General features: G+C 65.5%; 6 protein-coding genes. All 6 read left to right on the top strand.

The features are described 5' to 3' along the window. The first annotated feature begins 252 nt into the window (after positions 1-252). The 6 genes from recC (at position 253) to CAG18_RS12505 (ending at position 12,009) form a co-directional block, all read left to right on the top strand. Complete coding sequence (gene recC, locus CAG18_RS12480; protein ID WP_085720966.1) at positions 253-3,735, top strand: exodeoxyribonuclease V subunit gamma; 3,483 nt, start codon at positions 253-255, stop codon at positions 3,733-3,735. Then, on the top strand, positions 3,732-7,409 hold the full coding sequence (recB, locus tag CAG18_RS12485) for an exodeoxyribonuclease V subunit beta (RefSeq protein WP_085720967.1): 3,678 nt from the start codon (positions 3,732-3,734) through the stop codon (positions 7,407-7,409). The genes recC and recB overlap by 4 nt, the downstream gene beginning before the upstream one ends. Continuing rightward, positions 7,406-9,481, top strand: coding sequence for an exodeoxyribonuclease V subunit alpha (recD, locus tag CAG18_RS12490; RefSeq protein WP_085720968.1), 2,076 nt, complete (start codon positions 7,406-7,408; stop codon positions 9,479-9,481). Before recB ends, recD begins: the two co-directional genes overlap by 4 nt. Before the next feature lie 197 nt (positions 9,482-9,678). Beyond that, entirely contained in the window at positions 9,679-10,245 is a 567-nt protein-coding gene (locus CAG18_RS12495; RefSeq protein ID WP_085720969.1) for a YfiR family protein, read from the top strand. Beyond that, the gene (locus CAG18_RS12500; RefSeq protein WP_085720970.1) at positions 10,242-11,513 is read left to right on the top strand and encodes a diguanylate cyclase domain-containing protein; all 1,272 of its coding nucleotides are present in this window, start codon (positions 10,242-10,244) and stop codon (positions 11,511-11,513) included. Before CAG18_RS12495 ends, CAG18_RS12500 begins: the two co-directional genes overlap by 4 nt. 4 nt (positions 11,514-11,517) lie before the next feature. Then, the gene (locus CAG18_RS12505) at positions 11,518-12,009 is read left to right on the top strand and encodes an OmpA family protein (protein ID WP_085720971.1); all 492 of its coding nucleotides are present in this window, start codon (positions 11,518-11,520) and stop codon (positions 12,007-12,009) included. Positions 12,010-12,181 lie beyond the last annotated feature (172 nt).

A 12,181-nucleotide genomic window follows, 5' to 3' on the forward strand; every position in this document is an offset into this window, starting at 1 on the left:
AACTCAGCAGTGAAACGATGCATCGCCGATGGTAGTGTGGGGTTTCCCCATGTGAGAGTAGGTCATCGTCAAGATTCATTTCGCAAAACCCCTATCTGCACATGCAGGTAGGGGTTTTGTCTTTCTGGCCAATAAGCCCAGACCTGTACAACTCTCCTCTGTGGGAGCGTCAGCCTGATGGCACTCGGCCCTTTCGGGCATCCACGTGATATCGTGCCCTCTCAGCCCCCAGCGCCAGCCAGAGACCTCCCGATGCCCAACAGCACTCACCTCCACCCCGGCTTCATGATCGTCCACGGCAACCGCCTCGACGACCTGCGCAGCCTGGTGGTGAGCTGGATGCGTCGCTATCCCTTGGCACCTCTGGAAAACGAAATCGCCTTGGTGCAAAGCAATGGCATCGCCCAATGGCTCAAGCTGGCTCTTGCCGAAGACCCTCAGGACGATGACCAGGGCGGCTGTGGCATCGCCGCCGCCATCGATGTGCAATTGCCAGGCAGCTTCATGTGGCAGCTTTACCGCAGCGTGCTGGGCCGTGACGAAATTCCCGAAGTCTCCCTGCTCGACAAGGCACCGCTGACCTGGCGTCTGATGCGTCTGCTCCCGGCCTTGATCGAACGCCCGCATTTCGAGCCGTTGCGACGCTTTCTCACCGACGACAGCGACCTGCGCAAGCGCTATCAGCTCGCCGAGCGCCTGGCCGACCTGTTCGACCAGTATCAGGTCTACCGCGCCGACTGGCTCAAGGACTGGGCCGCTGGCGAGCACATCCTCAACACCGCCCGCGGTGAACGCAAGGCGCTGCCCCCGGGCAACCGCTGGCAGGCCGAGTTGTGGCGTGCATTGCTGGAGGATGTTGGTGAGCAGGGCATGGCGCAGAGCCGTGCCGGCGTACATCAACGCTTCATCGAACGGATCAACAGCCTGGAGCAGGCACCTGCCGGTCTGCCGGCCCGGGTGATCGTATTCGGTATCTCCTCGCTGCCAGCCCAGGCCCTCGAGGCACTGGCCGGCCTGGCACGCTTCAGCCAGGTGCTACTGTGCGTGCACAACCCCTGCCGCCACCACTGGGCCGATATCGTTGCCGACAAGGACCTGCTGCGCCACCAGTACAAGCGCCAGCAACGCAAGCAGGGCATGCCCTTGCAACTGGACGACCAGTCGCTACACCAACATGCCCACCCTTTGCTGGCCGCCTGGGGCAAACAAGGCCGCGATTACATCAACCTGCTCGACAGCTACGATGACCCCGGCAGTTACCAGGGCGTGTTCAGCGACGGTCGCATCGACCTATTCAGTGAGGGCTCGCCCACCACGCTGCTCAACCAGTTGCAGGACGACATCCTTGAACTGCGTCCGCTCGCCGAAACTCGTGAGCAGTGGCATCCAGTCGACCCAGCGAAGGACCGCTCGATCCGCTTCCACATCGCCCATAGCCCGCAACGCGAAGTGGAGATCCTTCACGATCAGCTACTGGCCCGGTTCAGCGCCGACCCAACCCTGCGCCCACGTGACGTGATCGTCATGCTGCCGGCCATCGATACCTACGCGCCGCATATTCGCGCCGTATTCGGCCAGTTGCAGCGCAACGATCCGCGCTACATCCCGTTCACCCTGACCGACCAGGGCCAGCGTGGCCGCGAACCCTTGCTGATTGCCCTCGAACACCTGCTCAAGCTGCCGGACAGCCGCTTCGCGGTCAGCGAAGTACTCGACCTGCTGGATGTGCCGGCAGTCCGCGCCCGTTTCGGCATACGCGAAAACGACCTGCCCACGCTGCACCGCTGGATCGAGGGGGCGGGCATCCGCTGGGGCCTCAATGCCGAGCAGCGGGCCAGCCTGGGCTTGCCCGCTGGGCTGGAACAGAACAGCTGGCGGTTCGGCCTGCGCCGCATGCTTCTGGGTTATGCCGTAGGCGTGGGTGAGGCCTGTGACGGCATCGAACCCTACGATGAAATCGGTGGCCTGGATGCCGCGCTGATCGGCCCGCTGGTCGCCTTGCTCGACGCCCTCGAAGTGGCCAGCCAGGCCTTGTCCGAGCCTGCCACTGTCAGCCAGTGGGGGGAACGCCTGCATGCCTTGCTGCAAGTGTTTTTCCTGGCCGAGGGCGAGCGCGACGAGTTCCTGCTGGTGCAGTTGCAGGATCTGCGTGATAGCTGGCTTGAGGTGTGCGAGGCCGTCGGCCTGCAAGACCCATTGCCGCTGACCGTGGTGCGCGAAGCCTGGCTGTCGGGCCTCGACCAGGGCAAGTTGTCCCAGCGCTTCCTCGCCGGCTCGGTGAACTTCTGTACCCTCATGCCGATGCGCGCCATCCCGTTCCGGGTGGTCTGCCTGCTGGGCATGAACGATGGCGATTACCCCCGCGCTCAGCAGCCGCTGGACTTCGACCTGATGGCCAGCGACTACCGCCCCGGTGACCGCTCGCGCCGCGAGGATGACCGCTACCTGCTGCTCGAAGCATTGTTGTCGGCCCGCGACCAGCTGTATGTCAGCTGGGTCGGGCGCAGCATTCGCGACAACAGCGAACGCCCGGCCTCGGTGCTCATCGGCCAGTTGCGCGATCACCTTGCAGCCGGCTGGCAGCTGGCAGGCGCGGAGCAGGGGCAGCCGGCACAACCGGGCGAGCAACTGCTGCACGCACTGACCCAGGAGCACCCGCTGCAACCGTTCAGTTCACGCTACTTCCAGAAGGGCAGCCCGCTGTTCAGCTTTGCCCACGAATGGCAGGTGTTGCACCAGCAGGGCCAGGAGGACCAGCAGGCTGACCCCGTCCTGCCGCCATACCATGACGAGGAGGCCTTGAGCCTGACCCAGCTGAATGACTTCCTGCGCCACCCGGTGCGGCATTTCTTCAGCCAGCGTCTGAAGGTGTACTTCGAAGCGCTGGAAGCACCGACCCCGGACGAGGAACCCTTCGTCCTCGATACCCTGCAACGATACGGCGCCAGTGAAAGCCTGTTGGGTGCAGCGCTGGCCGAGCCGGACAATGCCGAACAGGCCCTGCAGGCACAAGCCCGGCGCTTGCAGGCCTGTGGCGTGCTGCCACTGGCCGGCTTCGGCGAACTGCTGCAGCGCGAGCTGATCGAGCCCCTGCCAGACTTGCTGCAACGCCACCGCCAGCTATTGCAACGCTGGCCGCAGCTGGTCGAGGGGGCATTGCCCGTGCATTTCGAGCACGGCCCGCACCGCCTCGAAGGGTGGCTTGGGCGGGTATTCCAGGCAGATGACCAGAGCCTGCTCAGCATCACCACCGTACCCAACACTATCAGTGCCGGGCGTAACGCCCTCAAGTGGCACCGCCTGATCGCGCCCTGGGTCACGCACCTGGCGGCCTGCGCGGCGGGCTACCCCTATAACAGCGCGCTGGTGGCTAGCGATTTGACCCTGCTGCTTGAGCCACTGCCGCAAGCGCAGGCGGCGCAATTGCTGGGCGACCTGCTGGTAGCCCGTCAGGCGGCGATGAATGCGCCGTTGCCGGTCGCGGCCAAGACCGCGTTCGCCTGGCTGGCCCAGGACGATAGCGACAAAGCCCTGGCTGCTGCTGCCCGCGCCTACGAAGGCGACGAGCGCACCAGCTTCGGCGAGCGCAGTGAAAGCATCGCCCTGGCCCGGCAGTTCCGCGACTTTGCCGCACTCACCGCTGATGAAACCTTCGAAGGCTGGTGCGAAGCCTTGTACCGCCCATTGTTCAACGCCCCGTGGCAGACCCTGGGCAACCCGGAGAAAGGCGCATGACCCAGGACCGTCCCCTGGCACTGAGTTTCCCCCTGCATGGCAGCCAGCTGATCGAGGCCAGCGCCGGCACGGGCAAGACCTTCACCATTTCGGCGCTGTACCTGCGTCTGATCCTCGGTCACGGTGGCGAGCAGGGCTTCAACCGCGAGCTGCTACCACCGCAGATCCTCGTGGTGACCTTCACCGACGCCGCCACCAAAGAGCTGCGCGAACGTATTCGCGCCCGCCTGGCCGAAGCTGCGCGGTTCTTCCGTGGCGAGCTGGAGGCGGCCGACCCGCTGTTGCACCAACTGCGTGACGACTATCCGGAAGAAGCCTGGCCACGCTGTGCCGGGCGCCTGGAAATTGCCGTGCAGTGGATGGACGAGGCAGCGGTATCGACCATCCACGGCTGGTGCCAGCGCATGCTGCGCGAACATGCCTTCGACAGCGGCAGCCTGTTCACCCAGACCCTGGAAACAGACCACAGCGAACTGCTGGGTCAGGTCATGCGCGACTACTGGCGGCGCTTCTGCTACGGCATGCAAGGCGACGCGCTGGCCTGGGTGCGTGGCCACTGGGGCAGCCCCGACGCCTTGCTGCCGCGGATCCGCCCGCTGTTCGGTCGCGTGCGCGTCCAGCACGATGGGCCCGAGCCGGCGGCACTGATCCAGGCATCGCTGCAGCAGCGTGGCGAGCAGTTGGCCCGGCTCAAGGCGCCTTGGGCGCAATGGGCCGAGGAATTGCGCCAGATCTGCCGTGATGCACTGGCCGCCAAACAGGTCGATGGCCGCAAGATGCAGGCCCGTTACTTCGAGCCCTGGTTCGACAAACTCTGCGCCTGGGCCGCAGACGAACAACTGGTGGAACTTGACCTGGGCACCGGCTTTACCCGCCTGACCCCAGCGGGCATGGCCGAAGCCTGGAAGGGCGAGCCACCCGAGCACCCGGCCCTCAATGCCATGCAGAGCTTGCAGCAACAGTTACAGGCCCTGGACAGCCCGGATGCTCCATTGCTCGAGCATGCCGCCAACTGGGTAGCGGCACGCTTCGAAGTGGAGAAGCGTCGGCGTGCGGAAATGGGCTTCGACGACATGCTCCTGCGCCTGCAGCATGCCCTGGCCAGCGAGGCCGGCGAGCGCTTGGCCAGCCTGATCCGCGAACAGTTCCCGGTGGCGTTGATCGACGAGTTCCAGGACACCGACCCGGTGCAGTACGGCATCTTCGAGCGCATCTACCAGATCAGCGAAAACCGCGCCGAGACCGGCCTGTTCATGATCGGCGACCCCAAGCAGGCGATCTATGCCTTCCGTGGCGCCGACATCTACACCTACCTTACCGCCCGCCGTGCCACCAGTGGTCGCCTGCACAGCCTGGACACCAATTACCGCTCCAGCAAGGCCATGGTCGCGGCGGTCAACCAGGTGTTCCTGCAGGCCGAGGCGCGTGAGGCAGGGCGTGGCGCATTCCTGTTCCGCGAGGCTGATGACAACCCGCTGCCGTTCATCGAGGTCCGCGCCAAAGGCCGTGGCGAACAGCTGTTGATCGACGGTGAAGCTTGCGCAGCCCTGCAATGCTGGCATCTGGAAAGCGAAGAGCCGGTCTCCGGCAGCGTTTACCGGCAGCAGCTGGCAGCCAGTTGCGCCAGCCATATCGTCGCCTTGCTCAATGGCGGCCAGCAAGGCACGGCTGGTTTCCAGAATGCCGAGGGCGAACTACGCCCGTGCCTGCCATCGGACATCGCCATCCTGGTGCGCGATGGCCATGAAGCGCAGATGGTCCGCGCCGAGCTTGCCGCGCGCGAGGTGCGTAGTGTGTACCTGTCCGACAAGGACTCGGTATTCGCCGCCCAGGAAGCCCACGACCTGTTGGCCTGGTTAAAGGCCTGTGCCGAACCCGACTCGGAGCGCCTGCTCAAGGCCGCCCTGGCCAGCCTTACCCTCGATCTGTCGCTGGCTGCGCTGGACCGCCTGAACCAGGACGAGCGGGTCTGGGAAGACTGGGTCATGCGTTTTCGCCGTTACCGCGACACCTGGCAGCGCCAAGGCGTGTTGCCGATGCTGCGGCACCTGCTGCATGACTTCCAGCTGCCGCGCACGCTGATCCGCCGCAGCGATGGCGAGCGGGTGCTGACCAACCTGCTGCACCTGGCCGAGCTGCTGCAACAGGCCGCCGGCGAATTGGACGGCGAACAGGCGCTGATCCGCCACCTGGCCGAGCACCTGGCCAGTTCCGGCCAGGCTGGTGAAGAGCAGATCCTGCGCCTGGAGAGTGACGAGCAGTTGGTGAAAGTGGTGACCATCCACAAATCCAAGGGCCTGGAATACCCCTTGGTCTACCTGCCGTTCATCTGCACCAGCAAACCGGTGGACGGCAGCCGCCTGCCGCTGGCCTGGCATGATAGCCAGGGCAACGCCCATCTCACTCTCACACCAGACCAGGAACAGATCGACCGCGCCGACGACGAGCGCCTGGCCGAAGACCTGCGCCTGCTCTATGTGGCCCTGACCCGTGCCCAGCATGCCTGCTGGCTGGGTGTCGCCGACCTCAAGCGGGGCAACCAGAAGAGCTCGCAACTGCACCGCTCGGCGTTCGGCTACCTGCTGGGAGGCGGCCTCGCCCTGCCGGGCTCGCAACAACTGACAGACTGGTTGCAGGCCTTGGCTGCAACTTGCCCGCACATCAGCTGCCCGGGCCTACCGTCGGCAGATGAGCAGGTATATCGCATGCCGCACGCCGAGCATGAGCTGCTGCCTGCCCGCAAGCCGCGCCGCGCGGCGGGGGCCGAGCATTGGTGGATTGCCTCGTACAGTGCCCTGCGCGTCGGCGACCAGACCCTCGGTGCCGACAGCTCCCAGGCCCAGCAGTTACTGGATGATGAAGTGGTCGATACCCAGATGCTGCGCGAGGTCCCGGCCGACAGTGGCGATATTCACCGCTTCCCGCGCGGGCCCAACCCCGGCACCTTCCTGCATGGTTTGCTGGAATGGGTTGGCCGCGAGGGTTTCAGCCAGGTCAGCGGCAATGCACGGCTGATCGAGCGAACCGTTGGCCAGCGCTGCAACCGTCGCGACTGGACCGGTTGGATCCCAACCCTGACGCACTGGCTGCAGCGCCTGCTGGGCGAAGCGCTGCCGTTGCCGGGCAACGACCTCGGTGTAACGCTCGGACAGCTGCGCCACTACCAGATCGAAATGGAGTTCTGGTTCGCCAGCCACCAGGTCGATGCCGAACAACTCGACCGCCTGGTGGCACGCCACACCCACCCCGGCCTGGCCCGCCCGGCGGCGCAGCCGACCGTGCTCAATGGCATGTTCAAAGGTTTCATCGACCTGGCTTTCGAGCTGGACGGGCGTTACTACGTGACTGACTACAAGTCCAACTGGCTGGGCCCGGACATTCAGGCCTACGATGCCCCGGCCATGGAAAAGGCCATCCTCGAACATCGCTACGACCTGCAGTACGTGCTGTACCTGCTGGCCCTGCATCGGCAGTTGCGCGCCCGCCTGCCTGACTACGACTACGACCGCCATGTCGGCGGCGCCCTGTTCATCTTCCTGCGAGGTGCCAGCAGCAGTGGTCACGGCGTTTACCACGCCAAGCCACCGCGTGAGCTGATCGAAAGCCTCGATGCGCTGTTCCGTGGTGAGCACCCGCCCGTGCAGCAGGACCTGTTTGCCGGAGCCGTGATATGAGCCGAAGCCTAGTCGACCTGTTGCCCACCCCGCTGCACGCCGAGCACCTGCTTGCATTGGCACCACAGCATGACAGCGGTGACCTGCTGCAACTGCTCGACCGCTGGGTAGAGCGCGGCTGGCTGCGTGCCCTGGACCGAGCGTTCGTATCGTTCCTGGAGGAGCTAGCCCCCGGTAGCGACCCACTGCTGTTGCTGGCCGCCGCCCTGGCCAGCCATCAACTGGGCCACGGCCATGTCTGCCTCGACCTGCAGCAGACCCTGGCCGAGCCCGATTTCGCCCTGTCCTTGCCGCCTGAAGGCGACGCCTTGACCGGCCCCTTGCTGCTGCCTTCGCAGTTGCTCGCCGACCTCGACCTGCACGCCTGGCGCCAGCGCATTGCCGCCAGTCCGCTGGTGGCCGCCGGTGGTACTTCGGGCCAGCAAGCACGGCCTCTGGTGCTCAGCGGGGAGCGCCTGTACTTGCGCCGTTACTGGAATTACGAGCGGCGCATCGACCATACACTTCGCCAGCGCCTGACCCAGTCCGAAGCGCCCCCGGCCGACTTGCGTGGCCGCCTGGCGCAGCTGTTTGACGGTGGTACGCCGGCTGGCCAGGTGGACTGGCAGAAGCTCGCCTGCGCCCTTGCCACCCGCGCAGGCTTCAGCATCATCACCGGCGGCCCCGGCACGGGCAAGACAACCACCGTGGTACGCCTTTTGGCCTTGCTGCAGGCGCCGGCGGTGGAGCAGGGCAGGCCATTGCACATTCGCCTGGCCGCGCCGACCGGCAAGGCGGCTGCGCGCCTGACCGAATCCATTGGCCAGCAGGTCGAGCGCCTGCAGGTCAGCGCCCAGGTGCGCGGGCAGATCCCCACCGAGGTCAGCACCGTGCACCGCCTGCTCGGCAGCCGCCCCGGTTCGCGGCACTTCCGCCACCATGCCGGCAACCCGCTGCCGTTGGACGTGCTGGTGGTCGACGAAGCGTCGATGATCGACCTGGAAATGATGGCCAACCTGCTCGATGCCCTGCCGCCACGGGCACGCCTGGTACTGCTGGGCGACAAGGACCAGCTGGCCTCCGTCGAGGCCGGTGCGGTACTGGGTGACCTGTGCCGGGATGCCGAGGAGGGGTGTTACTCGCCAGAGACCGAGGCATGGCTGGAGCAGACCGGTGGCGAATCGCTGGCGGGCAGCGGCCTCAAGGCCGGCGATGAGCAACGTAATCCGCTTGCCCAGCAAGTGGTGATGCTGCGCTTCTCGCGGCGTTTTGGCGAAGGTAGCGGCATTGGCCAACTGGCCCGGCTGGTCAATCGCCAGGACTCCCACGCGGCCCGCAACCTGCTGGCCACGCCGCCGCCCGATGTGCATAGCCTGGCCCTGAAGCACGAACAGGACCGCGCCTTCGACCGCCTGCTGCTCGACGGGCTGAACCGCGGCAGCGACGGCCCGCAGGGTTATCGCAGCTACCTGCGTACCCTTGGCCGTTTTCGCCCGGCACTCGATACCGCCGTTGACGACCCCGCGTGGGAGCAATGGGCGGGCAAGGTGCTGCACAGCTTCGAAGACTTCCAGCTGCTGTGTGCGGTACGCCGCGGCGCCTGGGGTGTCGAAGGCCTCAACGAGCGGGTGGCGCGGGTACTGCACAATGCCGGGCTGATCGACAGCCAGCAGCCCTGGTACGAAGGGCGGCCGGTGCTGGTCACCCGCAATGACTACGGCCTGGGCCTGATGAACGGTGACATCGGCATCGCCCTGCGTCTGCCGGATGAGCGCGGCGAACCCTTGCTGCGCGTGGCCTTCCCGCGTAACGACGGCAGTGGGGGCGTGCGCTTCGTCCTGCCCAGCCGGCTGAACGAAGTGGAAACGGTATTCGCCATGACCGTGCACAAGTCCCAAGGCTCAGAGTTCAGCCACACCGCGCTGGTGCTGCCGGATGCGCTCAACCCGGTGCTGACCAAGGAACTGGTATACACCGGCATCACCCGCGCCAAGCATTGCTTCAGCCTGGTCGAGCCTCGTCAGGGTATTTTCGAAGAGGCGGTGGCGCGCAAGGTGCGGCGTATTTCCGGGTTGATGCTGGAGCAGGTGTAGGACCCCGATAAGGCCCTATCGCCGGCAAGCTCCCACAGGTGCAGCGCAGTTTTCAAGGGCTGTGGAGTCCTTGTGGGAGCTGGCTTGCCGGCGATGGGGCCATCAATCCCCATGCACAAAGCTGCTCGTACCTACATTGATGCGGCCATGTGCTATCGTTGCGCCGATATCGGAAAGGACCTTAAGAGATTTCCCACATGAACGTGGCCGCAAGGCGAGTGACGAGATGTGTGCTTTCGCTATTGCTGGCCGCCCTGTTCCTTTCCGCAGGTCCGGCCCAGGCAGACCCCGCCATAACTGCCGCCCAGGCGCAGCAACGTGCCAAGGCGGTCACCCAGGTGGTGTTGGGCATCTTCAGCTACGCCCGCTGGCCCGTCGAACCTTCGCCCTTGCGCCTGTGCCTGGTCGGCCCGACCGAATACGCCGATGACCTGATCAAAGGCCATGTGCAGGAGTCTGGCCGACCGCTGCAGGTGCGGCGGCTGCTGGCAGACGATAGCCAGGTCGCCCAGGCCTGCGACGCCATCTACATTGGCAAACTCGACCAGGGCCAGCGCGACCGGCTGTTCGAGCGCGTCAGTGGCCACCCGGTGCTGAGCATCAGCGAGGCAGACGACCCGTGCACGGTCGGTAGCCTGTTCTGCTTGCGGGTCAGCGACCAACAGGTAGCCTTTGAAGTCAACCTGGACTCGGTGGCACGCTCCGGCGTGCACATTCATCCCAGCGTGCTGCAATTGTCGCGGCGCCGGGCGGTGCAACCATGAAACCAACCCGCAAGCGCGGCGTGCGCCCGACCCTGCGCTCGGTGCTGGGCCGTGGCCACCTCAGCGTCGCCTTGCTCGCCGTGGGCCTGGCCGGCATATCCCTGACCCTGCTGGGCGTGCTCGCCCTGCGCGTCTACGCCAACGACAACCTGCACCTGATCGCCCGCTCGATCAGCTACACCGTGGAAGCGGCGGTGGTGTTTGACGACAGCGCTGCGGCCAATGAGTCGCTGGCGCTGATTGCCAGTACCGAGGAAGTGGCCGAAGCCAGGGTCTTCAACAACGAAGGCGAGCAGCTGGCGCATTGGCAGCGCAGCGATACCGGCGTGCTCGCGCGGCTGGAGGCGCAGGTGGCCACCGCCTTGCTGGATGAGCCGATCAACCTGCCGATCACGCACCAGCAACAGCAGGTCGGGCGCATCGAGCTGGTTGGCCAGGGGAGAAGCCTGTTGCTGTTCCTGTTCAGCGGGTTGGCCGGCATTCTGTTCTGCACGGTGCTCAGCGCCCTGGCTGCCCAGTACCTGTCGCGGCGTCTGCTAAGCGATATCGTCCGCCCGCTGCGCGGCCTGGCCAGTGTCGCCCACGCTGCCCGCCGCGAGCGCCGTTTCGACCGGCGCGTGCCGGAAGCGCCGATTGCCGAGCTCCACGAACTGGGCAATGACTTCAATGCCCTGCTGGATGAGCTGGAGGTATGGCACAGCCACCTGCAGAACGAAAACCAGACCCTGGCGCACCAGGCCAGCCACGACAGCCTGACCGGCCTGCCCAACCGCGCCTTCTTCGAGGGGCGCCTGAGCCGCAGCGTGCGCAATGCCGAACGGCAGCAGGATCACCTGGCGCTGCTGTTCCTCGACAGTGACCACTTCAAGCAGATCAACGACACCCTCGGCCATGCGGTCGGCGACGAAGTGCTGATAAGCGTGGCCGACCGCGTTCGCGCCCAGCTGCGCGAGCACGACCTGGTAGCGCGCCTGGGTGGCGATGAGTTCGCCGTGCTGCTGACGCCTTTGCATTCGCGCCAGGACGCCGAGCACATTGCCGAGAAGATCGTTGCCAGCATGAAGTTGCCGGTGCAGCTGGACAGCGGTCGCAGTATCGCCACCTCGTTGAGTGTCGGTATTGCCTATTACCCGGATGACGGCGCCGACCCCGCCAGTCTTCTGAATGCCGCCGATGCGGCGATGTACCAGGCCAAGCGCAAACGCCGTGGCCATTGGCAAGTGGCGCAGACGGAACGGTCCGCCAGCGAAATCAAGAACAGGAGTTGAACCCGTGATACAGGCTTTGCGTTTCCCCCTTTGGGCATTGTTGCTCGCCGTGCTGGGGCTGACCGGCTGCCAGAGCGCTCCGCCCAAAGGCCTGACCGCCGAGCAGATTGCCGTGCTCAAGCGTGAAGGCTTTACCCCGACCGACGAAGGCTGGGCCTACGATTTGTCCGGCAAGGTGCTGTTCGGCAGCGACCTGGACAACCTCAACAGCCAGAGCCAGGCGATTGTCGAGCGTATTGGCAAGTCGCTGCTCGGCGTTGGCATCCAGGGCGTGCGAGTGGACGGGCACGCCGATTCGTCGGGCAAGGCGGCGTATAACCAGCAGTTGTCCGAGCGCCGTGCGCAGAGCGTGGCCAAGGCCCTGGTCGGTATAGGTATGGAGGCGCAGAATATCCAGAGCCGCGGGTTGGGCAGTACCCAGCCGGTGGCGGACAACCGCACCAGCGCCGGGCGTACCGAGAACCGGCGCGTGTCCATTGTGGTGGCTTCCTATTGACCGCAGCCTACGGGCTATCAGATATCCCTGTGGGAGCGGGTTCACCCGCGAACACCGGCGAAGCCGGTGCCATGCACCGAGTTGTCTGCTTCGCGGGTAAACCCGCTCCCACATTATCTGTTTTACCTCCGGGGTTTCAGCGCAGATGCACAAATTGCCGGGGCTGCTCTGC

The organism is Pseudomonas sp. B22(2017), assembly GCF_002113105.1.
GTDB classification, from domain to species: Bacteria; Pseudomonadota; Gammaproteobacteria; order Pseudomonadales; family Pseudomonadaceae; genus Aquipseudomonas; species Aquipseudomonas asiatica.